This window comes from Pseudomonas yangonensis, from assembly GCF_009932725.1.
Lineage (GTDB): Bacteria > Pseudomonadota > Gammaproteobacteria > Pseudomonadales > Pseudomonadaceae > Aquipseudomonas > Aquipseudomonas yangonensis.
Genome location: NZ_BLJU01000001.1, coordinates 322,614 through 346,080, shown reverse-complemented (window position 1 = coordinate 346,080; position 23,467 = coordinate 322,614). Strand labels below are relative to the sequence as shown.

Annotated in this window: 19 protein-coding genes and 1 pseudogene; 5 read left to right on the top strand and 15 right to left on the bottom strand. The window is 63.8% G+C overall.

What is annotated here, in order from left to right:
* Window positions 1-66: 66 nt before the first annotated feature.
* Complete coding sequence (locus GYB81_RS01565; RefSeq protein WP_003459380.1) at window positions 67-546, bottom strand: YajQ family cyclic di-GMP-binding protein; 480 nt, start codon at window positions 544-546, stop codon at window positions 67-69.
* A 135-nt stretch (window positions 547-681) separates the two neighbouring features.
* On the opposite strand from GYB81_RS01565, the pseudogene GYB81_RS01560 reads away from it, so the two are divergent.
* The 4 genes and pseudogenes from GYB81_RS01560 to GYB81_RS01545 all read left to right on the top strand — a co-directional run.
* A pseudogene (locus GYB81_RS01560) lies at window positions 682-1,647 on the top strand (GGDEF domain-containing response regulator); the annotation flags it as partial.
* The gene (locus GYB81_RS01555; RefSeq protein WP_161865000.1) at window positions 1,644-2,555 is read left to right on the top strand and encodes a putative 2-dehydropantoate 2-reductase; all 912 of its coding nucleotides are present in this window, start codon (window positions 1,644-1,646) and stop codon (window positions 2,553-2,555) included. The pseudogene GYB81_RS01560 and the gene GYB81_RS01555, both read left to right, overlap by 4 nt.
* Before the next feature lie 71 nt (window positions 2,556-2,626).
* Window positions 2,627-4,645 carry a HAMP domain-containing sensor histidine kinase gene (locus GYB81_RS01550; protein ID WP_161864999.1) on the top strand — a complete coding sequence of 673 codons (2,019 nt, stop codon included), beginning with the start codon at window positions 2,627-2,629 and terminating at the stop codon, window positions 4,643-4,645.
* A 3-nt stretch (window positions 4,646-4,648) separates the two neighbouring features.
* Window positions 4,649-5,224: a cob(I)yrinic acid a,c-diamide adenosyltransferase gene (locus GYB81_RS01545; protein ID WP_161864998.1), complete on the top strand. Its 576-nt coding sequence runs from the start codon at window positions 4,649-4,651 to the stop codon at window positions 5,222-5,224.
* A gap of 182 nt (window positions 5,225-5,406) precedes the next feature.
* Here GYB81_RS01545 and GYB81_RS01540 read toward each other — a convergent pair whose 3' ends face one another.
* The 5 genes from GYB81_RS01540 to GYB81_RS01520 all read right to left on the bottom strand — a co-directional run bounded on the left by GYB81_RS01540 (window position 5,407) and on the right by GYB81_RS01520 (window position 12,385).
* The gene (locus tag GYB81_RS01540; protein ID WP_161864997.1) at window positions 5,407-6,351 is read right to left on the bottom strand and encodes a Nudix family hydrolase; all 945 of its coding nucleotides are present in this window, start codon (window positions 6,349-6,351) and stop codon (window positions 5,407-5,409) included.
* Entirely contained in the window at window positions 6,348-6,980 is a 633-nt protein-coding gene (locus tag GYB81_RS01535; protein ID WP_161864996.1) for a glutathione S-transferase family protein, read from the bottom strand. The genes GYB81_RS01540 and GYB81_RS01535 overlap by 4 nt, the downstream gene beginning before the upstream one ends.
* A 130-nt stretch (window positions 6,981-7,110) precedes the next feature.
* Window positions 7,111-8,328: a bifunctional glutamate N-acetyltransferase/amino-acid acetyltransferase ArgJ gene (gene argJ, locus GYB81_RS01530; RefSeq protein ID WP_161897706.1), complete on the bottom strand. Its 1,218-nt coding sequence runs from the start codon at window positions 8,326-8,328 to the stop codon at window positions 7,111-7,113.
* A gap of 158 nt (window positions 8,329-8,486) precedes the next feature.
* Window positions 8,487-11,222 (bottom strand): preprotein translocase subunit SecA, encoded by a 2,736-nt coding sequence (gene secA / locus GYB81_RS01525; protein ID WP_161864994.1) that lies wholly within the window; start codon window positions 11,220-11,222, stop codon window positions 8,487-8,489.
* A gap of 242 nt (window positions 11,223-11,464) precedes the next feature.
* Window positions 11,465-12,385, bottom strand: a complete 921-nt coding sequence (locus tag GYB81_RS01520; protein WP_161864993.1) for a M23 family metallopeptidase — start codon at window positions 12,383-12,385, stop codon at window positions 11,465-11,467.
* 78 nt (window positions 12,386-12,463) lie between these two features.
* On the opposite strand from GYB81_RS01520, the gene GYB81_RS01515 reads away from it, so the two are divergent.
* Entirely contained in the window at window positions 12,464-12,919 is a 456-nt protein-coding gene (locus GYB81_RS01515) for a DUF721 domain-containing protein (RefSeq protein WP_161864992.1), read from the top strand.
* A gap of 153 nt (window positions 12,920-13,072) precedes the next feature.
* Here the strand turns inward: GYB81_RS01515 and lpxC are convergent, their stop codons facing one another.
* The 9 genes from lpxC to murD all read right to left on the bottom strand — a co-directional run bounded on the left by lpxC (window position 13,073) and on the right by murD (window position 23,466).
* Window positions 13,073-13,984, bottom strand: a complete 912-nt coding sequence (gene lpxC / locus GYB81_RS01510) for a UDP-3-O-acyl-N-acetylglucosamine deacetylase (RefSeq protein ID WP_024307034.1) — start codon at window positions 13,982-13,984, stop codon at window positions 13,073-13,075.
* A 111-nt stretch (window positions 13,985-14,095) separates the two neighbouring features.
* Window positions 14,096-15,289 carry a cell division protein FtsZ gene (gene ftsZ / locus GYB81_RS01505; protein WP_161864991.1) on the bottom strand — a complete coding sequence of 398 codons (1,194 nt, stop codon included), beginning with the start codon at window positions 15,287-15,289 and terminating at the stop codon, window positions 14,096-14,098.
* Window positions 15,290-15,335: 46 nt separating this feature from the next.
* A complete protein-coding gene (ftsA, locus tag GYB81_RS01500; RefSeq protein ID WP_147810556.1) occupies window positions 15,336-16,583 on the bottom strand; it encodes a cell division protein FtsA in 1,248 nt (415 codons plus the stop codon).
* A gap of 16 nt (window positions 16,584-16,599) precedes the next feature.
* Window positions 16,600-17,466, bottom strand: coding sequence for a cell division protein FtsQ/DivIB (locus GYB81_RS01495; RefSeq protein WP_161864990.1), 867 nt, complete (start codon window positions 17,464-17,466; stop codon window positions 16,600-16,602).
* Window positions 17,467-17,469: 3 nt separating this feature from the next.
* Window positions 17,470-18,411, bottom strand: coding sequence for a D-alanine--D-alanine ligase (locus GYB81_RS01490; protein ID WP_161864989.1), 942 nt, complete (start codon window positions 18,409-18,411; stop codon window positions 17,470-17,472).
* Window positions 18,408-19,808, bottom strand: coding sequence for a UDP-N-acetylmuramate--L-alanine ligase (murC, locus tag GYB81_RS01485; protein ID WP_218573850.1), 1,401 nt, complete (start codon window positions 19,806-19,808; stop codon window positions 18,408-18,410). The genes GYB81_RS01490 and murC overlap by 4 nt, the downstream gene beginning before the upstream one ends.
* Before the next feature lie 34 nt (window positions 19,809-19,842).
* Entirely contained in the window at window positions 19,843-20,913 is a 1,071-nt protein-coding gene (gene murG, locus GYB81_RS01480; RefSeq protein ID WP_161864987.1) for an undecaprenyldiphospho-muramoylpentapeptide beta-N-acetylglucosaminyltransferase, read from the bottom strand.
* Complete coding sequence (gene ftsW / locus GYB81_RS01475; protein WP_161864986.1) at window positions 20,903-22,120, bottom strand: putative lipid II flippase FtsW; 1,218 nt, start codon at window positions 22,118-22,120, stop codon at window positions 20,903-20,905. Before ftsW ends, murG begins: the two co-directional genes overlap by 11 nt.
* Complete coding sequence (murD, locus tag GYB81_RS01470) at window positions 22,120-23,466, bottom strand: UDP-N-acetylmuramoyl-L-alanine--D-glutamate ligase (RefSeq protein ID WP_161864985.1); 1,347 nt, start codon at window positions 23,464-23,466, stop codon at window positions 22,120-22,122. Before murD ends, ftsW begins: the two co-directional genes overlap by 1 nt.
* Window position 23,467 lies beyond the last annotated feature (1 nt).

The window sequence follows — 23,467 nt, the reverse complement described above, 5'->3', positions numbered from 1 at the left end:
CCATGGCATGCCATGGCGGTCAAAGTGCTATCAGCCTGAGCTGCGACGCTCCAGCGTCGCAAAGGTTCAATCGCGGAAGTTATTGTACTGCAGCGGCATGCCGAACTCGTGACCACGCAACAAGGCAATCGCCTCCTGCAGGTCATCGCGCTTCTTGCCGGTGACGCGTACCTGCTCGCCCTGAATGGCGGCCTGCACCTTGAGCTTGGCGTCCTTGATATGTGCGACGATCTTCTTCGCCAATTCCTTGTCGATGCCTTCGCGGAAGGTCACTTCCTGCTTCATCACCTTGCCCGAGGCATAAGGCTCCTTGGTTTCCATGCACTGGCAGTCGATCTTGCGCTTGATCAGGCTGCTGCGCACGATGTCGAGCATCTGCTCGAGCATGAACTCGGCTTCGGCAGTCAAGGTCAGCGCCTTGTCCTTGCTCTCGATGCTGCACTTGCCGCGCAGGTCGAAACGGCGGTCGAGTTCCTTGATGGCGTTGTCGACCGCATTGGTCAGTTCGTGTTTATCCAGTTCGGACACGACGTCGAACGAAGGCATGAGAGGGCTCCTGATGGACGGCGCGATCCTCTTCACGGAGTGAACGCGCCTGACTTGACGATAACTTTGGCGGCCCCATTATAACCAGACTGATATACGCCGTTTGGCGTCCTTCCTCTTTGCCTGCGAGCCTGCACCATGCCCAACCCCCATCTCAGCATCCTGGTGGTGGACGACGCCAAGTTTTCCAGCGCCATGATCGGTCGTGCTCTGAGCCAGGCCGGCTACCAGGACGTACGCTTCGCCAGCAGCGCCAGCGAAGCGCTGCAGCTCCTGGAACAGCGCCCGGCCAGCGTGCTGCTGGCCGACTGGCTGATGCCCGAGATCGATGGCCTGGAGCTGACCGCACGGGTGCGCCAGCTGGACGAGACGGCCGATCACTACACCTACATCATCCTGCTGACCGGCAAGGAAGGCGAAAACGTTCTGGGCGAAGCCTTCGACCGCGGCGTCGATGACTTCATCAGCAAGGCGGCGATGAACGAGCAGCTGGTACCACGCGTCTACGCCGCCGACCGGCTGTGCAACACCCTGCAGCGCCTGCTGCACGAAAACCGCATGCTGACGCAGAACATCGCCAGCCTGGAGCGGCGCAACCTGGTCGACCCACTCACCGGCCTGGGCAACCCGCGCTACCTGCGGCAGAAGCTCAGCGACAGCCTGCGCCAGATCGAGTCGCGTGGCGGCGCCGTCTGCTACCTGCTGATCGGCCTGCAGGACGCCGGGCAGCTGCGCAGCCAGTATGGCGACCGCTTCTTCAACGAACTGCTGCACGGCGTAGCGCGCCGCCTGCAACAACTGGTACGTCCACTGGACGTGCTGACCCGCCTGGACGACAACCACTTCGGCCTGATCACCCTGCTCGAAGACCTGCACGAGTGCTCGCCGAGCAGCTTCAAACGCCTGCACGAGGGGCTGAATCTCAAGGCATTCAAGACCAGCGAGGGCTTCATCACCCTCAAGGCCGGCATCAGCCTGGTCGGGCTGGATGCCAAGGCACTGCCCACCGACCCCGAACAACTGATCCAGTATGCGCTCAATCTGCTGCCAGAGTCTTACGCCAGCGGCCGGGTCGCAGCCATGCGCCTGCCCCTGCCGTGACCTGGCACATACTCGGCGCCGGCAGCCTCGGCAGCCTCTGGGCCACTCGTCTGGCCCGCGCCGGCATACCGGTCAGGTTGATCCTGCGCAATCGGCAACGTCTCGAAGCCTATCGCCAGGCTGGCGGCCTGACGCTGGTCGAAGCGGGCCAGCCCATGCAGCACGCCATCCCCGCGGAGCTGCCGCAGGCGCAAGCGCCAATCCACCGCCTGCTGCTCGCCTGCAAGGCCTATGACGCGCAAAACGCGGTGGCCAGCATCGCCGAGCGTTTGGCCCCGGGTGCCGAGCTACTGCTGTTGCAGAATGGCCTCGGCAGCCAGGATGAAGTCGCCCAGCAACTCCCCGGACAACGCTGCCTGTTCGTCTCCAGCACCGAAGGCGCCTTTCGCCCGGCCGACTTTCAGGTGGTATTCGCCGGCAACGGCCACAACTGGCTGGGTGATCCGAACGATCCCCGGCCGCCGGTCTGGCTGGACGAGCTGCAGCGCGCCGGCATCCCCCACCAGTGGAGCCCGGATATCCTCGCGCGCCTGTGGCGCAAGCTGGCGCTCAATTGCGCGATCAACCCGCTCACCGTATTGCACGACTGTCGCAATGGCGCCCTGAGCGAACACCCGGCCGAAGTCGCCACCCTGTGCGCCGAACTCGCCGAGCTGCTGCAGCGCTGTGGTCAACCGGCTGCGGCGGACAATCTGCACGAGGAAGTGCAACGGGTGATTCAGGCCACCGCGGCGAACTACTCGTCAATGCATCAGGACGTCGCCCAGGGGCGGCGCACCGAGATCAGCTATCTGCTCGGCTACGCTTGCGCCGCGGCACAGCGCCACCAGCTACATCTGCCGCACCTGCAGCATCTGCAACAGCGCCTGCTCGGGCATCTGCAAGCGCGTGGCCTGCCTGTGGTCTAGCGCGCCAGGCCGTGGCAATGACCGCCCTGGCGCGCTAACCTGCCCGTTCCATTCGCCACAGCGACAAACTCATGAGATTGCGTCAGCGCCTCGAAAACCTGCCGGTTGGCCGTAAACTGCTCGCCGCGCTGCTGGTGCTGCTCGCCGCGGTGATGCTGGTGGCCAACCTGGCTTTCATCAGCGCAGCCTACTGGATCACCCAGGAAAGCATGGCGCCGCAGGCGCTGCATACCCTTGGCCGGCTTATCGCCAGCCCGACACTGAGCAAGGAGGCGCTGCACTCCTCGGCCTCGGCCGAGGCCCTGCTCAAGCGCCTGGACGACTATGCGCCGCTGCGTGCAGCGGTGATCTACGACAGCAATGGCAACAGCCTGGCACAACTGCAACGGGGTGAAAAACTGCAGTTGCCACAACAACTCAACCAACTGCCGAACTGGCGTGAAACGGCCTTTCGCACCAACCTGCTGGTCGACCTGCCCCACCCCAGCGGTCGCCCCGGTGCGCTGTTGCTGGTCGCCTCCAGCGAATTACCCAGTGTCTTCTATACCGGCACCCTGACCGCCAGCCTGGTCATCCTGGCGTTCAGCGTGGTGCTCTGGCTGCTGGTGGCCAAGCAGATCAAACGCCTGGTGACCAAACCCATACGCCGCCTAGAGGAACTGTCCCGCCAGGTCACCCGCGAAGAGAACTATGCGCTACGCGCCAATCGCGGCCATCAGGACGAAATCGGCAGCCTGGCCGACGCCTTCAACACCATGCTGATGCGCATGGAAGCGCGCGAACAGCAGCTCAAGCGCGCGCGCGACGATGCCCAGCAGGCCTTCGACCAGGCGCAGAGCCTGGCCGAGGAAACCCGCCACTCCAACCGCAAGCTGGAGCTGGAGGTACAGGTACGCAGCAAGATCGAGAAGAAGCTCACCGGCTTTCAGAACTACCTCAACAGCATCATCGATTCCATGCCCTCGGCGTTGATCGCCCTCGACGAACAGCTGTACGTGACGCAGTGGAATCAGGAGGCCAGCGCCCTGTCGGGCACGCGCCTGGAAGAGGCGCTGAACCAGCCGGTCTTCCTCGCCTTCCCGCCGCTCAAGCCGTTTCTGCCCCAGCTCAAGCGCACCGCCGAGCAGCACCGGGTGGAAAAGATCGAGCGTGTCACCTGGCACAAGGACGAGGAGCCCCACCATTACGCCCTGACGTTCTACCCGCTGATGGGCAGCGCCGGACGCGGCGTGGTGATCCGTATCGACGACATCACCCAGCGCCTGGCGCTCGAAGAGATGATGGTGCAGTCGGAAAAGATGCTGTCGGTCGGCGGCCTGGCCGCGGGCATGGCCCACGAGATCAACAACCCGCTCGGTGCCATCCTGCACAACGTGCAGAACATCCGCCGGCGTCTCTCGCCGGATCTGGAGAAGAATCTCGAACAGGCCGAGCAGGCCGGCATCAGTCTGGATGCCATCCAGCAGTACATGACTGCGCGCGAAATACCACGCATGCTCGATGGCATCCAGCAGGCCGGCCAACGCGCCGCCAAGATCGTCAGCCACATGCTCAGTTTCAGCCGGCGCAGCGACCGCCAGCTCTCACCCTGCGACCTGCCGGCGCTGATCGACCAGGCGCTGGAGATCGCCGGCAATGACTTCGACCTGGCTGACAGCTTCGATTTCAGGACGCTGGAAATCGTGCGCCAGTTCGACCCGCTGCTGGGGCCGGTCGCCGGTACCGCCAACGAGCTGGAGCAGGTACTGCTCAACCTTTTGAAGAACGCCGCCCAGGCCATCCATCAACGCGACGAGGGTGCCGAGCCCGGCCGCATCATCCTGCGCACCCGGCAAGCCGGCAACTGGGCGGAAGTGCAGGTGGAAGACAACGGCACGGGTATGAGCGAAGCAGTGCGCAAACGCATCTTCGAGCCCTTCTTCACCACCAAGGAGGTCGGCCAGGGCACCGGACTCGGCCTGGCGGTCTCCTATTTCATCGTCACCAACAACCACAAGGGGCAGATGGAGGTGCACTCCACGCCGGGCCAGGGCACCTGCTTCACCCTGCGCCTGCCGCTGGCCTCGCTGCCCGAAAACACAGGACTCTGAGCCATGGGCTTTCGTCTCTCGAAAATCTACACCCGCACCGGCGACAAGGGTGAAACCGGCCTGGCCGACGGCCGCCGAGTCGGCAAGGACCACCCGCGCATCGAAGCCATCGGCGAGCTGGATACGCTCAACAGCCAGCTCGGCCTGCTGCTCGCCGACCTGGACGAGGCCGCCGCGACCTGTCCGGGTCTCAAGGAGATCAGCGAGGTGCTGAGCCCCTGCCAGCACCGCCTGTTCGATCTTGGCGGCGAGCTGGCAATGCCCGAATATCAGGCGCTGCAATTGATGGAAATCGAACGTCTGGAGGCCGTTATCGACCGCTGGAACGACGAGGTCGGACCGCTGGAGAACTTCATCCTGCCTGGCGGCTCGAGGCTGATCGCCCAGGCTCATATCTGTCGCAGCTTCGCCCGCAGCGCCGAGCGCCGTTGTCAGCACCTCAACGCCGTCGAGCCGCTACGCGCCGAGGGCCTGGCTTACGTCAACCGTCTTTCCGACCTGCTGTTCGTCGCCGCGCGCCTGATTGCCAGACGCCAGGGCGTGGCCGAAGTGCTGTGGAAGGCTGCGGACAGGCCGTAGAAACGATCATGCCCAGGCAAGACGGACCTTTAGGGGTGAATTTATCCACGATCATCGCGGGCTCGGTGCCATCTGCTCTTCGCGGATAAATCCGCTCCTACAGGCGGTGCATGCACATCCAACCGCTGCCGCGCCGGCTTTCTTTGTAGGAGCGAATTCATTCGCGATGATGAAGAGCGCGCCTACAGCGCCGGCCAGAACGCGCGGATACCGGCGACGCCCTGGGCGCCAACCTGCCAGGCACGTTCGATATCGGCCGGGCCGACGCCGCCCAGCAGATAGGCCGGCAGGTTGAAATGGCCCAGCATCTCGCTTGCAGCCTCCCAGCCCAGCGGCTGAGCCTCGGGATGCGTTGCGGTCGCCTGAACCGGCGACAGGGTGACGAAGTCCACGCCCATCTGCGCCGCCAGTGCCAGCTCGTCGGCGCTGTGGCACGACGCCGCCAGCCAGCGTTGCTCCGGGAACGGCCGACCGCCAGCGGCGTACTTGCGCAGTTGCTCAGCGGTCAGGTGCCAGCCGGCCGCAGGAAAGTCTCCCAGCCACTCCAGGGGGCCCTTGAGCATCAGTTGAGCCTTGCCGGCGCACAAGCCCTGCACGTCGACGGCCAGGTCGCGGTACTGCGGGTCGAACATGTTCGGCGCGCGCAACTGAATCAACCGTACCCCCTGCGCCAGTGCACTGCGGATACCGGCGAGCAGTTCACCAGGCTCCAGGTCATCCGGAGTGATCAGGTAGCGATCCGGCAGACGCGCGGCGGCGACTATGGGTTTGTTGGCGGCGGGAAATTCATACTCCAGCAACTGCCGCTCGCTGGCCCAGGCCAGCGGCTGGCCCTCCGCGCCATGGGGCTCGCCGCTGAAGGCCGAGACTTCCCAGACGTCCAGCAGCACCTGCTTGCCCGGGTAGTCGTGGCGAATCTGGATCAGCGGGCGCGCCGCCTGCGGACGAATGCCCAGCTCCTCTTCAAGCTCTCGATCGAGGGCGACACGCACTGCCTCGCCCTCCTCCACCTTGCCGCCGGGAAACTCCCACAGACCGCCCTGGTGCTTATCCTCGGGCCGCCTGGCGATGAGGATGCGTCCATCGACACCCCGAATCACCGCTGCAGCGACATGAACACGCTTCACCCCTTTACCTCCTGCAATGCCGCCTGATACCAGCGCTGGAACCCCGGCCAGCGATAAATGGTTTCGACATAGGCTGCTGCCGCTGTCGGTAGCACTACGCGATAGCTGCGCAGGCGCGCGGCGACCGGTGCGTAGAAGGCATCGGCGATGCTGGCCTGACCGAACAGGTAGTTGCCGGCACTGGCGTATCGCTCGCGGCAGCCGGCCCAGATCGCGCAGATGCGGTCGATATCGGCCTGCGCCGCCTCTGGCAGCTCGGCAAGAGCCTTGTCCCGCGCCAGGTCCATGGGCAGATGGCTGCGCAGCGCCGTGAAGCCGCTGTGCATTTCCGCACAGATACTGCGTGCCAGCGCGCGGGCCTGACGCTCCTGCGGCCACAGCTGCGCCTCGGGATAACATTCGGCCAGGTACTCGGCAATCGCCAGGGAATCCCACACCGCGCCCTGCTCGGTCAGCAGAACCGGCACCTTGCCGGTAGGCGAATAGCGCAACAGTTGTGCGCGGCTATCCGGCTGAAACAAACGCACGCGCAGCTCTTCGCAATCGGCACCAGCCAGATCGACTGCCAGCGCCGCGCGCAAAGACCAGGAGGAATAGTTCTTGTCGCCAATCACCAGTTGCAGTGCCATCTTGCATCTCCTCGCCTGGGTTCCTGAAATGCCCTAAGTCGCTCGACGTTAAAAGTCCGCACCCCGAATAGCAAATTCCCGCGCGTCATGCGGGCATGAGGCGCGGGAATAGTACAAAGCCTAAGGTTACTCAGGTGCGGTATTCGGCGTTGATCTTGACGTACTCGTGGGACAGGTCGGTGGTCCAGATGGTCTCGCTGCAGGTGCCACGACCCAGCTCGATGCGTATGGTGATCTCCTCACGCACCATCACCGCTGCACCCTGCTCTTCGGTGTAGGTGGCGGCACGGCAGCCCTTGCTGGCGATGCAGACCTCGCCGAGGAACACGTCGATCTTGCTCACGTCCAGCTGCGGCACGCCGGCATAGCCCACAGCAGCCAGGATGCGCCCCCAGTTGGGGTCGGAGGCGAACAGCGCGGTCTTGATCAGCGGCGAGTGGGCCACGGCATAGGCCACGTCCAGGCACTCCTGATGGGTGCCGCCGCCGTTGACCTGCACGGTGACGAACTTGGTCGCACCTTCGCCGTCACGCACGATGGCCTGCGCCACTTCCATGAATACGTCGAACACCGCCTGCTTGAGCTTGGTGAACAGCTCACCGGAAGCCTCGCTGATCTCGGGCAGAGCGGCCTGGCCGGTGGCGATCAGCATGCAGCAGTCGTTGGTGGAGGTGTCGCCGTCGATGGTGATGCGGTTGAACGACTTGTTCGCCGCGTCGCGCACCAGATCCTGCAGCACGCCCTGGGCGACCTTGGCGTCGGTGGCGATGTAGCCGAGCATGGTAGCCATGTTCGGGCGAATCATGCCGGCGCCCTTGGAGATGCCGGTAACGGTGATGGTCACGCCATCGTGCTGGAACTGGCGGCTGGCACCCTTGGGCAGGGTGTCGGTGGTCATGATGCCGGTGGCAGCAGCTTCCCAGTTGTCAGTCTTGAGATCATCCAGCGCGGCCTGCAACGCGGATTCGATCTTCTCCACCGGCAGCGGCTCGCCGATCACGCCGGTGGAGAATGGCAGCACGGCGCTTTCGGCAACGCCGGTCAGCTCGCCCAGACGCGCACAGGCGCGGCGCGCGCGAGCCAGGCCATCGGCACCGGTACCGGCATTGGCATTACCGGTATTGGTCAGCAGGTAACGCACCTCGCCACCCAGGCGCTCACGGGTGATCAACACCGGCGCGGCGCAGAAGGCGTTGGTGGTGGTCACCCCGGCGATGCGCGAGCCTTCGGCGCAACGCATTACCACCACATCCTTGCGCCCGGGGCGCTTGATGCCGGCCGAGGCGATGCCCAGCTCGAAACCAGGAACCGGGTGCAGGGTAGACAGCGGGCCAAGACCAACAGCCATAAGGTGAGCTCCTTGTAAGACGTTGCCGACCGCCAGGCGGTCTGAGAGATGGTAAAACGCCGCGAGCGGCACAGCCGTCGCGGCGTCAACGAGGGCGCAGGCAGCATAGCCGAAGCCCTCCTTACTGCAAGCGCCCTAGCAGCGCTCGACTGCCATGATCAGCCGATCTGACCGTGGCAATGCTTGTATTTCTTGCCCGAACCACAAGGGCATGGCTCGTTGCGCCCCACCTTCGGCTCGCTGCGCACCGGCGCCGCGGCCACCGCAACGTCGCCTTCTTCGCTGCTGCTCTGCTCGGCCTCCAGCGCCGAGGCATCGGCGTGCTGGAACTGCATGCGCTCGGCCAGGGCTTCGGCTTCGCGACGCAGACGGGCTTCCTCTTCGGCCGGATCTTCGCGACGCACCTGAACATGGCTGAGTACACGGATGGTGTCGCGTTTGATCGACTCAAGCAGTTCCTGGAACAGGGCGAAGGACTCGCGCTTGTATTCCTGCTTGGGGTTCTTCTGCGCGTAACCACGCAAGTGGATACCGTGACGCAGATGATCCATGGTCGACAGGTGGTCTTTCCACAGATCGTCCAGCACGCGCAGCAGAATCTGCTTCTCGAAGGTGCGCAGGGCCTCGGCACTGGCCTGGGTTTCCTTCTCGTTGTAGGCCGCCAGCAGTTCGGCGAGGATGCGCTCGCGCAGGGTTTCCTCGTACAGCTTGTCGTCTTCGTCCAGCCACTGCTGGATCGGCAACTTGAGGCCGAAATCGCTCTGCAGGGTGGACTCCAGACCGGCGACGTCCCACTGTTCCGGCATCGACTGCGGCGGAATGTGGTTGTTGACGGCGGCGGTCAGCACTTCCTCGCGGAACTCGGCGATGGTGTCGCCAACGTTCTCGGCAGCCAGCAGGCTGTTGCGCATGTGGTAGATCACCTTGCGCTGCTCGTTGGCCACGTCGTCGAATTCGAGCAGTTGCTTGCGCATGTCGAAGTTGCGGCCTTCGACCTTGCGCTGGGCTTTCTCGATGGCATTGGTGACCATGCGGTGCTCGATGGCCTCGCCGGACTGCATGCCCAGAGCCTTCATGAAGTTCTTCACCCGATCCGAGGCGAAGATGCGCATCAGGTTGTCTTCCAGCGACAGGTAGAAGCGACTGGAACCCGGATCACCCTGACGGCCGGCACGGCCACGCAGCTGGTTGTCGATACGGCGCGATTCGTGACGCTCGGAGGCGATCACGTGCAGGCCGCCGGCTTCGATAACCTGCTGGTGACGCTTCTGCCACTCGGCCTTGATCTGCGCGATCTGCTCGTCAGTCGGGTTTTCCAGCGCGGCAACTTCCACTTCCCAGTTGCCACCGAGGAGGATGTCGGTACCACGACCGGCCATGTTGGTGGCGATGGTCAGCGCCCCCGGACGACCGGCCTGGGCAATGATCTCGGCTTCCTTGTCGTGGAACTTGGCGTTGAGCACCTTGTGCTCGATACCTTCCTTGTTCAGCAACTGGCTGACGTACTCGGAGGTTTCGATGGTGGCGGTACCGACAAGAATCGGCCGGCCCTGGGCCTGGCATTCCTTGATGTCGGCGATGATCGCCTGGTACTTCTCTTCCTGGGTCAGATAGACCAGGTCGTTGAAGTCCTTACGCGCGATCGGCTTGTTGGTCGGAATCACCATCACGTCCAGACCGTAGATCTGGCGGAACTCGAAGGCCTCGGTGTCGGCGGTACCGGTCATGCCGGACAGCTTGTTGTACAGGCGGAAGTAGTTCTGGAAGGTGGTCGAGGCCAGCGTCTGGCTCTCGGCCTGGATATTCACCCCTTCCTTGGCCTCGATGGCCTGGTGCAGGCCTTCGGACAGGCGACGGCCCGGCATGGTACGCCCGGTGTGTTCGTCGATCAGGATCACCTGGCCGTTCTGCACGATGTATTCGACATTGCGATTGAACAGCTTGTGCGCACGCAGGCCGGCATACACGTGGGTGAGCAGGCCGAGGTTGTGCGCCGAGTAGAGGCTCTCGCCCTCGGCCAGCAGGCCGGCGGCGGTGAGCATCTCCTCGACGTACTGATGGCCGGCTTCGTTGAGCTCGACCTGACGCGTCTTCTCGTCGACCTTGTAGTGACCTTCCTGAGTCACCACGCCTTCCTCTTCCTCGATGTGCTGCTTGAGGCGCGGGATCAGCTTGTTGATCTCGATGTACAGCTTGGAGCTGTCTTCGGCCTGACCGGAAATGATCAGCGGAGTACGGGCTTCGTCGATGAGGATGGAGTCGACCTCGTCGATCACGGCGAAATTCAGCTCGCGCTGGAACTTGTCTTCCAGGCTGAACGCCATGTTGTCGCGCAGGTAGTCGAAACCGAACTCGTTGTTGGTGCCGTAGGTGATGTCGGCGGCGTAGGCGGCGCGCTTCTCTTCCGGCGGCTGGAAGGGGGTGACGATGCCGACCGACAGGCCGAGGAATTCGTACAGCGGACGCATCCAGTTGGCATCGCGGCGCGCCAGGTATTCGTTGACGGTGACCACGTGCACGCCCTTGCCGGACAGTGCATTGAGGTAGACCGCCAGGGTCCCTACGAGGGTCTTGCCCTCACCGGTACGCATCTCGGCGATCTTGCCTTCGTGCAGGGTCATGCCACCGATCAGCTGCACATCGAAGTGGCGCATGCCCATCACCCGCTTGCCGGCCTCACGGGCCACGGCGAAGGCTTCGGGGAGCAGCTTGTCGAGGGTTTCGCCCTTGGCCAGACGGCCCTTGAACTCTTCGGTCTTGCCACGCAGCTGCTCGTCCGAGAGGGCGATCATCTGCTCTTCGAGGACGTTGACGGACTGCACCGCCTTGAGCATGCGTTTGACTTCACGCTCATTCTTGCTTCCGAAAAGTTTTTTAAACAGAGGCGCAAACATATCGACAGGATCTTCCGGCGAATGGATGGAGGTCGGCGCAAAATCGCGACCTGGCAGCCTGCATGGCTGCGGGCGAAGGGGGCATTCTACCCGGAAAACCCAGGGAGGAAAGTGACGTTGTCAGCCCATTGCTGCCGCGTGATGGCGCAGGCCACGCATCCCCGGCGAGCCAAGGGCGTGGCGTGAAACGTTATATGAGGGTCGTATGCTGGCAATTCAAGGGCGGCGCGAAAGCGGCATGCTCACTCCACGCCGTTGGCGCGCGCGATGTACAGCGCAGGGTTGACCTGACGGCCATCCTTGCTGACCTCGAAATGGACGTGATAACCAGTGGAGCGCCCCGTGCGACCGACCTTGGCGATGGTCTGGCCGCGCTGCACCAGATCACCGATCTGCACGGTGTTGCTCTGGTTGTGCGCGTAGAGCGTGACGTAACCATCGGCGTGGCTGATTTCCACGGTATTGCCATAACCGCTTTTCTTGCCCGAGAAGGTGACCACACCCGCCGCCACCGAGACCACATCGCTACCGGGCTTGGCTGCGAAGTCCATGCCCTTGTGCATGCTTGCGCGCCCCGTCAGCGGGTGCACGCGACGCCCGAAAGGTGATGACACATAACCTTGCAAAACCGGCCGCCCGGACAGCGTCTCGGCCTCGCTCAGGCGGCGCTCGCCGAGCAGTTGCTCCAACACTTCCAGCTGCTGTTCGCGGCTTTCGACGCGCAGTGCCAGCTCGTCCAGCGCGTTCATGAATGGTGGCGGTGTATAAGCCGAAGCGCCCAGCGCATCTTCCGCCCCACCCTGGCCGACGCTCAGGGAGAAGTCGAACTCGCCGGCGTCCAGCTCAGCCAGTTCGGTAAGACGCTCACCCAGAGCATCGAGCCGGGTCAGGCGCGCCTGCAGGTCAGCGACATGCACGGCGAACGCGTCGAGCTGACGCTGGGCATCCTGACGCACAGCGCCGACCTGCTCGCGCTGCTGATCGAGCGCTTCGGCCAACGTGGCATCTATCACAGGTTCGGCCGTCAGCCACTTGGCCCCCAGCGCGGCACCAGCAGCGAGGCTCATGGCCAGCAACAGGAAGGCTGACAGCAGTAGCCAGCGCAGGTCCAGATTGATCGTTCGCGCCGAACCGTGGCGGCTATTGAGCAGAATGATATGCATGGCTTCCCCATTTCGCAGAACACAGGCCGGCAGCACGCTCTGCTACCATGACGGCTCTGCAACCAAAGGCCTCCTGCCATGACGTTTCGTCCCTTGCCGGCCCAGGCACCCGCTACGCTGCTGCGCGAAGCCAAGCCCCTGAAAGCGCTGTTCGGTCAGGCGCAACGCCTTACCCAGCTGCAGCGTCTTGTCGAAAGCCAGCTACAACCGGCTGCCAGGGAACACTGTCATGTAGCGTCCTGGCGCGACGGCTGTCTGTTATTGATCGTGACCGATGGCCACTGGGCAACACGCCTGCGTTATCAGCAAAGAAGACTGCAACGACAACTGCAGGCACTCGAAGAATTCGCGACCTTAACGAAAATCCTGTTCAAGGTGCAACCTCAAGTCGGCCAGAATCGTGGAACCGGTCGCACCCTTTACTTGTCCAATAGCGCCGCACAGAGCATCCAGGAAACCGCCGAAGGCATCAGCGACCCCAGGCTGCGCGCCGCATTGGAGCGTCTGGCCAGTCATACGCAGAAGGACGAATAACGCCCTTCCCCCGTTCGTCGGCGTGCTTCATTTCGCCGCATTCGCCAAGTACATGGCGCCATTTTTTCTTTTGCCCCCTTTCTCTGCCAAACGGCAGCACAAAAAAAAGGCCACCCGAAGGTGGCCTCAAATAAAACTGGAAAGAGAGTAGGTTTACACGGCCGCAACCGGGCGCATGTAAGAGATCGGCGCGAGCTTGGCGTCTTCGAATGTCACCATTTCCCAGGCGTCGGTCTGCTCGATCAAGGTGCGCAGCAAACGATTGTTCAGTGCGTGACCAGACTTGAAGCCCTTGAACTCGCCGATCAGGCTGTTACCCAGCAGGTAAAGGTCGCCGATGGCATCGAGAATCTTGTGTTTGACGAACTCGTCCTCGTAACGCAGGCCGTCTTCGTTGAGCACGCGATACTCGTCGACCACGATGGCGTTTTCCACACTGCCACCGAGCGCCAGGTTCTGCGAACGCAGGAACTCGATGTCACGCATGAAGCCGAAGGTGCGGGCCCGGCTGACTTCCTTGACGAAAGACGTGCTGGAGAAATCCACACTGGCGCTCTGCGTGCGATTGCGGAACACGGGGTGATCGAAGTCGATCTCGAAGCTCACCTTGAAACCGTCGAAAGGTACGAAGGTGGCGCGCTTGTCGCCCTCCTCCACGGTTACCTCACGCAGGATGCGGATGAACTTCTTCGGCGCTTCCTGCTCCTGCAGGCCAGCGGATTGAATCAGGAATACAAAGGGACCGGCACTGCCATCCATGATCGGTACTTCGGACGCGGAGAGTTCGACGTAGGCGTTATCGATGCCCAGGCCTGCCATGGCCGAAAGCAGATGCTCTACCGTGTCCACCTTGACATCACCATTGATCAACGTGGTCGACATGGTGGTTTCACCGACATTCCCGGCCAATGCGCGGATTTCCACGATCGGGTCGAGATCGGTACGACGAAACACGATACCGGTATCCACCGGAGCCGGCTTCAGGGTCAGGTAAACCTTTTCCCCCGAATGCAGGCCAACGCCGGTGGCACGGATGATGTTCTTCAGGGTGCGTTGTCTGATCATGGCTTGGCCGCTATATCGCTAGTTGCGAACTGTTTTCAACAATGGTCGGGAATGATAGCAGAACCGACCTTTGCTGAACACCAATCACCCATATACTCCTGATAAATTCCATCAATCAGCCTGGCGACGCAGGAAAGCCGGAATATCCAGGTAATCGAGATCGTCCTGGGTATTGAGCTTGGCTGCGGTGGCCGCGCCGCTGTGGCTCTGACGCTGCACGGTCGGACGCTCGTAGTCCTTGTAGTTGACCGACTGCTCGCTGCGCGGCTGCGCGGCAGGCTGCTGGGCAACCGGCTGGCTGACTGCGACCTGCACGGTGTTGTCGACCACCTTGACCGGTTTTTCCATGCGCGCGCCAAGACCGGTGGCGACCACGGTGACGTGCAGCTCGTCACGCATGTCGGCGTCGATCACGGTACCGACCTTGACGGTCGCATGCTCGGAGGCGAACTGCTCGATGATGTTACCGACATCGGAGTATTCGCCCAGAGACAGATCCGGACCGGCAGTGATGTTCACCAGGATGCCGCGGGCGCCCTGCAGGTTGACGTCTTCCAGCAGCGGGTTGCGGATGGCCGCTTCGGTGGCTTCACGCGCACGGTTCGGACCGCTGGCGCAGCCGGTGCCCATCATCGCCATACCCATCTCGCTCATCACGGTCTTCACGTCGGCAAAGTCGACGTTGATCATGCCCGGACGCTTGATGATGTCGGAGATACCGCGCACGGCACCGGCCAGCACGTCGTCAGCCTTGGCGAAGGCGGACAGCAGGCTGGCGTCCTTGCCGAGGATGGTCAGCAGTTTTTCGTTGGGGATGGTGATCAGCGAATCGACGCTCTCGGCCAGCGCGCGGATGCCTTCATCGGCGATGACCATGCGCTTCTTGCCCTCGAACGGGAACGGGCGGGTGACCACGGCCACGGTAAGAATGCCCAGCTCCTTGGCCACCTCGGCGATCACCGGCGCAGCACCAGTACCGGTACCACCACCCATGCCGGTGGTGATGAACACCATGTCGGTGCCGGCCAGCACTTCGGCGATGCGCTCACGATCTTCCAGCGCGGCCTGACGACCGACTTCCGGATTGGCGCCAGCGCCCAGGCCCTTGGTCACGCCCGGGCCGAGCTGCAGCACGGTGCGCGCACCGATGTTCTTCAGCGCCTGCGCATCGGTGTTGGCGCAGATGAACTCGACGCCCTCGATGTTGCTGACCGCCATGTGATTGACCGCGTTACCGCCGCCACCACCGACACCGATGACCTTGATCACCGCGCTTTGTGGAATGTTGTCTACTAGTTCGAACATGATCCCTCTCCTTCCTTTCTAGTTGTGTAACGCCTACTGCAAAAATTTAGAAATTGCCTTGCACCCAACGCTTGATGCGTTCGAGTACCGGGGTTTTGCTCTCGTCCTGATAAGGACTGCCCACCGACATGGAAATGCCGTCGTTCTGCTTCTGCAGCCCGTACATCAGCAGGCCCACACCAGTGGAATAAATCGGATTGCGCACGACGTCCGCCATGCCCTTGACGCTGTGCGGTACGCCGAGGCGCACCGGCATGTGGAAGATTTCCTCGGCCAGTTCCACCGCGCCTTCCATCTTCGCCGTGCCGCCGGTCATGACGATGCCGGCGGGAATCAGATCCTCGTAGCCACTGCGGCGCAGCTCGGCCTGAACCAGGGTGAACAGCTCGTCGTAACGCGGCTCGACAACCTCGGCCAGAGACTGACGCGACAGATCGCGCGGCGGACGATCGCCCACGCTCGGCACCTTGATGGTTTCGCCGGCACCGGCCAGCTTGGCCAGGGCGCAGGCGTAGCGGATCTTGATCTCCTCGGCGTACTGGGTCGGCGTACGCAAGGCCATGGCGATGTCGTTGGTCACCTGATCACCGGCAATCGGGATCACCGCGGTGTGACGAATCGCGCCTTCGGTGAAGATGGCGATATCGGTGGTACCACCGCCGATGTCCACCAGGCACACGCCCAGCTCCTTCTCGTCTTCGGTCAGCACCGAATAAGCGGATGCGAGCTGCTCGAGGATGATGTCGTCGACTTCCAGGCCGCAGCGGCGCACGCACTTCTCGATGTTCTGCGCGGCATTAACGGCGCAGGTCACCACGTGCACCTTTGCCTCCAGGCGCACGCCGGACATGCCCAGCGGCTCGCGCACGCCTTCCTGATTGTCGATCACGTAATCCTGCGCCAGGGTGTGCAGCACGCGCTGGTCCGCCGGAATGGCGACGGCCTGGGCAGCGTCGAGCACGCGTTCGATATCGGCCGGGCTGACTTCACGGTCGCGGATGGCGACAATGCCGTGGCTGTTGAGGCTGCGGATGTGATTGCCGGCCACGCCGACGAAGGCCGAGTGAATGCGGCAGCCAGCCATCAGCTGCGCTTCTTCGACCGCGCGCTGGATCGAGGCCACGGTGGATTCGATATTGACCACCACACCCTTCTTCAGACCGCGCGACGGATGGGTACCGATGCCGACGATTTCCAGCTGGCCGTCGGCCGTCACCTCGCCCACCAGCGCCACCACCTTGGAGGTGCCGATGTCCAGGCCAACGATCATCTTGCCGCTCTGCGCGCTACTCATTTAATCCCGCCTCTTCTCAATTCACTTTCTGCTCGGCCGCGGCCGGCTCCACCGGCTCACGCCAGGCCACGGCCAGACCGTTGGCATAACGCAGGTCGATGCGCGCGATGTTCGCGCTCTGTTCCTTCAGTTCCCGCTCGTAGATCGCGGCGAACCGACGCATTTTCTCCACCACGTGATCACGCCCCAGCAGGATGTCGATACGCTGGCCACTGGCGTTCTCGGTGGCCGAGAGGAACCAGCTGCCGCGCTCACGCAGTTGCAACCCGACTACGGTGAAGCCCATCGGCCGCAGCAGCTGGCTGAGCATCTGATACTGCTGCATCACCTTCGGTTGCGCCCGCTTCGGGCCGGACAGCTGCGGCAAGTGCTGGTAGTTGTCCAACTCCTGCGGCGCGAAAGCCTGGCCCTGGTTGTTGAGCAGCGCCTCGTCACCCCAACGGGCGATGGGCAGTTGTTCTTCCAGGCGCACGTCGATCTGATCCGGCCAGACGCGACGCACTTCGGCATGAGCGATCCACGGCATGCGCTCCAGCTCTTCGCGCATGCCGCGCAGATCGGCACTGAAGAAGCTTGCCTCGATGAACGGCGCGATACGGCGCTGCACCGCCTGCTGGCTGACGTAGGCCAGATCCCCCTGCACGCTGATGCGCGCGATCGGGCGGTCGGCGTAAGGCAGCAGACGCTGCGCACCTTCATAGGCACCAAAGCCCAGACCGACCAGCAGCAACGGCCAGAGCAGACGCCCGACCCAGGAGAAATCCGCCTTGGGCAGACGCAGACGCATCGGCTCCTTGGCCACCAGACGGCTGGCGCCACGCGGCGCGGGCTTGCCGCGCAACGGAGCCCTTAGCGTGTCCTGGTGACGCAAAGCCACTGTCATGACTTAACCCCTCGCCTCGACGCTGTCGGCCAGAATCGCCAGCACCAGTTGCTGGAAATCCAGACCGGCGGCGCGCGCGGCCATCGGCACCAGGCTGTGATCGGTCATGCCCGGCACGGTGTTCACTTCCAGCAACCAGAACTGGCCGCTGGCGTCCTGCATCACATCGGCGCGCGCCCAGCCCTGAGTGCCAACGGCCTCGCAGGCACGCGCGGTCAGCGCCTTCAACTCGGCTTCCTTGTCGGCGGACAGGCCACAGGGAATGCGGTACTGGGTGTCATCGGCCAGGTACTTGGCGTCGTAGTCGTAGAAGGTGTGCGGGGTACCGAGACCAATTGGCGGCAGCACCTCGCCACGCAACACGGCAATGGTGTACTCGGGACCGGCGATCCACTGTTCGACCAGCACCTGACTGTCGTAGCGGGCAGCGTCCTGCCAGGCAGCGACCAGCGCCTCGACGCTCTCGACCTTGGCCATGCCGATGCTGGAGCCTTCATGGGCCGGCTTGACGATCAGCGGGAAGCCCAGTTCGGCAGCCGCCGCTTCGCAGTCGGCCTGCGAAGTGAGCACGGCGTGACGCGGCGTCGGCAGGCCGAGGCTGTGCCAGACCTGTTTGGTACGCAGCTTGTCCATGGCCAGCGCCGAGGCGAGGATGCCGCTGCCGGTGTAGGGAATGCCGGCGCACTCGAGCAGGCCCTGCATGGAGCCGTCCTCGCCACCGCGACCGTGCAGCACGATGAAGGCGCGGTCGATCTTCTCGCTGTTCAGACGAGCCAGGAAATCATCCCCCACGTCGATGCCAAAGGCGTCCACGCCGGCTGCCTGCAGGGCGCTGAGCACCGCATTACCGGATTTCAGCGACACCTCGCGCTCGGCGCTCTTGCCGCCGAACAGCACGGCGACGCGGCCGAAAGCCTTGGGATCGAGGGTACTGTGCAAACTCATTTCGACTCCCCCACGAACAGTGGGTGCTTGATCAATTGCGGTGCTACCGCGCCGATATCACCAGCGCCCTGACACAGCAGGATGTCGCCGGCACGCAGCAGCGGCTTGAGCAGCGGCGCCAGGTCGGCGCCACGCTCGACATAGATCGGATCGAGCTGACCGCGCTGGCGGATGCTGTGGCACAGCTGCCGGCTGTCGGCACCGGGGATCGGCTCCTCGCCGGCCGGATAGACCTCCACCAGCAGCAGCACATTGGCTTCGCCGAGCACCTGCACGAAGTCGTCGTACAGATCGCGGGTACGGCTGTAACGGTGCGGTTGATAGACCATCACCAGACGGCGCTCCGGCCAACCGCCACGTACGGCCTTGATCACCGCGGCCACTTCACGCGGGTGATGACCGTAGTCGTCCACCAGCATCACGCTGCCGCCGTCCACCGGCAGTTCGCCGTAGACCTGGAAGCGCCGGCCGACGCCCTGGAAGCCGGACAGGCCGCTGACGATGGCGGCATCGTCGATGCCTTCGTCAGTGGCGATGGCAATGGTTGCCAGCGCGTTCAGAACGTTGTGATTGCCCGGCATGTTCACCGACACGTCGAGCGGCTCGCAGTCCGGACGCAGCACGGTGAAATAGGTGCGCATGCCTTCCTGACGCACGTTGATCGCACGCACGTCGGCATCGTCGGAGAAGCCGTAGGTCACGGTGGGACGACCAACCTGCGGCAGCAACTCGCGCACCACTGGATCGTCCACACAAAGCACGGCCAGACCGTAGAACGGCAGGTTGTGCAGGAACTCGATGAAGGTCTTCTTCAGCTTGTTGAAGTCGCCGCCATAGGTGCTCATGTGGTCGGCGTCGATATTGGTGACCACCGAGACCATCGGCTGCAGATGCAGGAAGCTGGCGTCGCTCTCGTCGGCCTCGGCGATCAGGAAGCGGCTGGAGCCGAGCTGGGCATTGGTACCGGCGGCGTTCAGGCGGCCACCGATGACGAAGGTCGGGTCCAGACCGCCGGCGGCGAACACCGAGGCCAGCAGGCTGGTGGTGGTGGTCTTGCCATGGGTGCCGGCCACCGCGATACCGTGGCGGTAGCGCATCAGTTCGGCGAGCATCTCGGCACGCGGCACCACAGGAATACGGCGCTCCAGTGCGGTGGCGACTTCCGGGTTGCTGGTGTTGACGGCGCTGGAAACCACCAGCACGTCAGCCTGCTGGGCATTCTCTGCGCGATGCCCGATGAAGATGGTGGCGCCGAAGTTTTCCAGACGCTCGGTCACGGCCGAGGCCTTGAGGTCGGAGCCGGACACTTCGTAACCCAGGTTCAGCAGCACTTCGGCGATCCCGCACATGCCCACACCGCCGATACCGACGAAGTGAATGCGGCGGATACGGCGCATGCGCCGTACTTCGGCCTTGACGGCGGCAGGCGACTTAGCCACGCATCACCTCCTGGCAGATGTCGACCACCGTGCGGGTGGCGTCGGGCTTGGCCAGGCGACGCGCGGTGGCGCCCATGACATTGAGTTTTTCCAGGTGCATCAGAACCTCGGTGAGCTGCGCGGCAAGCGTGTCCGCGTCAGTGGCATGTTGCGCAAGAAGGACTGCAGCGCCCTCCTTCGCCAGGTATTCGGCATTGCGGCTCTGGTGGTCGTCGATGGCGTGCGGCAGCGGCACCAGAAACGACGGCAGACCCGCGGCGGCCAGCTCGCTGACGGTCAGCGCGCCAGCGCGGCAAACCACCAGATCGGCCCAGCCGTAGGCGCGAGCCATGTCCTTGATGAAGGGCGCGACCTCGGCTTCGACCGCAGCATCGCGATAACGCTCCGCAGTGATCTCGGCATGTTGTTTACCGGCCTGGTGGAACACCTGCGGACGCAGGTCAGCAGCAATTTTCCCTAGCGCAGCCGGCAACAATTTGTTCAAAGGCTCGGCCCCCAGGCTACCGCCGAGGACCAGCAATTTCGGCTTGCGACCGACCAGCGGCTCGCGCGGCGTTTCCAGGAACAGCTCCTCACGCACCGGATTACCGGTGGTGCGCCGTTTGTCGGATGCGCCGAAGGTATTCGGGAAGGCTTCGCAGATGCGTGTGGCGATACGCGACAGCAGGCGGTTGGCGGTACCGGCCACGGCGTTCTGCTCGTGGATCACCAGCGGTACGCCAGCCATACGCGCAGCCAGGCCGCCCGGACCTGTGACATAACCGCCCATGCCCAGCACGCACACCGGCTGCAATTCGCGCATGATGCGGCGCGCCTGCAGCAGCGAGCGCAGCAGCTGGAATGGCGCCTTGAGCAGCGACAGCTTGCTCTTGCCACGCAGACCGCTGACGTTGATCAGGTGCAGCGGCAAACCGGCTTGCGGCACCAGCTCGTTCTCGATGCCACGCGGCGTCCCCAGCCAGTGCACGCTGTAGCCGCGAGTCTGGAACTCGCGCGCGCAGGCCAGCGCGGGGAACACGTGGCCACCGGTGCCGCCGGCCATGATCAGCACGTTACCGCGCATGGGCGACCTCCTTGTTCGGCTCGGCGAAATCCTCTTCGCTGAACTCGATATCCTCGTTGCCCAGGACGTTGCGCCGTTCCCACTCGATTCGCAGCAGAACCGCCAGGCTGACGCAGCAGATCACCAGCGACGAACCGCCGTAGCTGAGAAACGGCAGGGTCAGGCCCTTGGTCGGCAGCAGACCGGTGTTCACGCCGATGTTGATCAGGAACTGGCCGATCCACAGGAAGGACAGGCCATAGGCCACATAGGCGGAGAAGAACTGCTTGGCCTTCTCCGCCCACAGGCCGATGTACAGGCCGCGCACGCAGACGAAGACGAACAGCGCCAGGGTCGCCAGCGCGCCGACCAGGCCCAGTTCCTCGGCCAGTACCGAGAAGACGAAGTCGGTGTGCGCTTCCGGCAGGTAGAACTGCTTCTGGATGCTGTTGCCCAGGCCGACACCGAACCACTCGCCGCGACCGAAGGCGATCAGTGCCTGAGTCAGCTGATAGCCCGAGCCATACTGGTCCGCCCAGGGGTCGGTAAAGGTAATCAGACGCTGCAGGCGATATTCCTGGGTTTGCACCAGGACGAAAACGGCGCCGACTGCCAGGGCCACCATCAGGCCGAAGCGCAGCATGCCGACGCCGCCAAGAAACAGCATGGCCATGGCCGAGCCCATCATCACCACGGTGGCGCCGAAGTCCGGTTCCAGCAGCAGCAGGCCGGCCATCGGCAGCAGCACCACGAACGGCTTGAAGAAGCCCATCCAGCTTTCGCGCACTTCTTCCTGGCGACGCACCAGATAGCCGGCCAGGTAGACCACCACGAAGACCTTGGCGATTTCCGAGGGCTGCACGTTGAAGGCGCCGAAGCCGATCCAGCGCCGCGCACCGTTGACCTCACGGCCGATACCGGGGATCAGCACCAACACCAGCAGGCCGAACGCCGCCAGCAGGAGCATCCAGCCATAACGCTGCCAGAAGCTCATCGGGATCATCAGCACGATGCCGGCAGCGCCGAGACCGATCACCAGATAAACCAAGTGGCGAATCATGTGGTACAGCGGGTTGCCGGACAGCGCCGCCGCCACTTCCGACGAAGCCGAGGTGATCATCACCAGGCCCAGGCCGAGCAAGCCGAGGCAGCCAGCCAGCATCGGGAAGTCGACGTCGAAGCCGCGACCGAGCAGCGGCGAGGGGCGCACGCGCAGAAAGGCCAGCATCAGACGAGCCCTCCCACTGCCTGGGCGAACAGGCGCCCGCGCTCTTCGAAGTTCTTGAACATGTCCAGGCTGGCACAGGCCGGCGACAGCAGCACCGCATCGCCAGCCTCGACCAGTTCGCTGCAGCGCTGTACCGCTTCTTCCAGGGTTGTCACCCGCTCCAGCGGCGCGGCATCGCCCAGCGCGGTGGCGATCAGTTCGGCATCACGGCCGAGCAGCACCACGGCACGGCAGAAGCGTGCGACCGGGTTCTTCAGCGCGGAGAAGTCGGCACCCTTGCCGTCGCCACCGGCGATCAGCACCAGCTTGCCGGCGATATCCGCACCGAGGCCTTCGATGGCCGCCAGCGCGGCACCGACGTTGGTAGCCTTGGAGTCGTCGTAGTAATTCACCCCGGCGCGCTCACCGACCCACTGGCAGCGGTGTGGCAAACCGGCGAACTGACGCAACGTGGCGAGCATGGCCTCCATCGGCAGGCCGACGGCATGGCCGAGGGCCAGCGCCGCCAGGGCGTTGGATTGGTTGTGCGCGCCGCGGATCTTCAGTTCGCTCACCGGCAACAGTGCCTCGAAGCGAAACGCCAGGGACTTCTCGCCGTTTTCTTCGAGCAAGCCGAAGCGCTTGAAGTCGGGTTTGCCCAGGCCGAACTCCCAGCTGGTTACCTGATCGGCGATCAGCGGGCGCGATAGCGCGTCGTCACGATTGATCACCACCTGACGGGCGCCACGGAAGATCCGGTGCTTGGCCAGGTGATAGGCCGGCAGACCGCTGTAGCGATCCATGTGGTCTTCGCTGATGTTCAGGCAGGTGGCCACTTCGGCATTGAGCTGATCGGTGGTTTCCAGCTGGAAGCTGGACAGCTCCAGCACGTACAGTTCGACATCGTCGGCCAGCAGATCCAGTGCCGGCGTGCCGAGGTTACCGCCCACGGCCACGCGCTTGCAGGCGGCAGCCGCCATCTCGCCCACCAGGGTGGTGACCGTACTCTTGGCGTTGGAGCCGGTGATGGCGACGATGGGCGCCTTGGCGTGTCGGGCGAACAGGTCGATGTCGCCGGACAGCTTCACGCCGCGGGCGGCGGCTTCAGCCAGCGCTGGAGTCGAGACCGCAAGGCCCGGGCTCACGTACAGCTCCGAGGCGCGGCAGAGGAAATCCACGTCCAGCTCACCGCAACGCACTTCCACCTGCGGGTAGTCGCGCTTGAGCGCTTCCAGCTCCGGCGGATTCGCGCGCGTGTCGGCCACGGCAAAGCGCACGCCCTGCTGCGCCAGGAAGCGCACCAGGGACATGCCACTCTTGCCGAGGCCGACAACGATGCGGAACTGGTCGGAAGCGATCAGAGTCACG

Excerpts from the sequence above, each read along its gene's own strand:
- GYB81_RS01520 (WP_161864993.1), bottom strand. The coding sequence starts at position 12,385 with ATGCATATCATTCTGCTCAATAGCCGCCACGGTTCGGCGCGAACGATC.
- GYB81_RS01545 (WP_161864998.1), top strand. The coding sequence starts at position 4,649 with ATGGGCTTTCGTCTCTCGAAAATCTACACCCGCACCGGCGACAAGGGT.
- GYB81_RS01495 (WP_161864990.1), bottom strand. The coding sequence starts at position 17,466 with ATGACAGTGGCTTTGCGTCACCAGGACACGCTAAGGGCTCCGTTGCGC.
- lpxC (WP_024307034.1), bottom strand. The coding sequence starts at position 13,984 with ATGATCAGACAACGCACCCTGAAGAACATCATCCGTGCCACCGGCGTT.
- GYB81_RS01550 (WP_161864999.1), top strand. The coding sequence starts at position 2,627 with ATGAGATTGCGTCAGCGCCTCGAAAACCTGCCGGTTGGCCGTAAACTG.
- ftsA (WP_147810556.1), bottom strand. The coding sequence starts at position 16,583 with ATGAGTAGCGCGCAGAGCGGCAAGATGATCGTTGGCCTGGACATCGGC.
- GYB81_RS01515 (WP_161864992.1), top strand. The coding sequence starts at position 12,464 with ATGACGTTTCGTCCCTTGCCGGCCCAGGCACCCGCTACGCTGCTGCGC.
- argJ (WP_161897706.1), bottom strand. The coding sequence starts at position 8,328 with ATGGCTGTTGGTCTTGGCCCGCTGTCTACCCTGCACCCGGTTCCTGGT.
- GYB81_RS01490 (WP_161864989.1), bottom strand. The coding sequence starts at position 18,411 with ATGAGTTTGCACAGTACCCTCGATCCCAAGGCTTTCGGCCGCGTCGCC.
- murG (WP_161864987.1), bottom strand. The coding sequence starts at position 20,913 with ATGCGCGGTAACGTGCTGATCATGGCCGGCGGCACCGGTGGCCACGTG.
- murC (WP_218573850.1), bottom strand. The coding sequence starts at position 19,808 with ATGCGCCGTATCCGCCGCATTCACTTCGTCGGTATCGGCGGTGTGGGC.
- ftsW (WP_161864986.1), bottom strand. The coding sequence starts at position 22,120 with ATGCTGGCCTTTCTGCGCGTGCGCCCCTCGCCGCTGCTCGGTCGCGGC.
- GYB81_RS01535 (WP_161864996.1), bottom strand. The coding sequence starts at position 6,980 with ATGGCACTGCAACTGGTGATTGGCGACAAGAACTATTCCTCCTGGTCT.
- secA (WP_161864994.1), bottom strand. The coding sequence starts at position 11,222 with ATGTTTGCGCCTCTGTTTAAAAAACTTTTCGGAAGCAAGAATGAGCGT.
- GYB81_RS01565 (WP_003459380.1), bottom strand. The coding sequence starts at position 546 with ATGCCTTCGTTCGACGTCGTGTCCGAACTGGATAAACACGAACTGACC.
- ftsZ (WP_161864991.1), bottom strand. The coding sequence starts at position 15,289 with ATGTTCGAACTAGTAGACAACATTCCACAAAGCGCGGTGATCAAGGTC.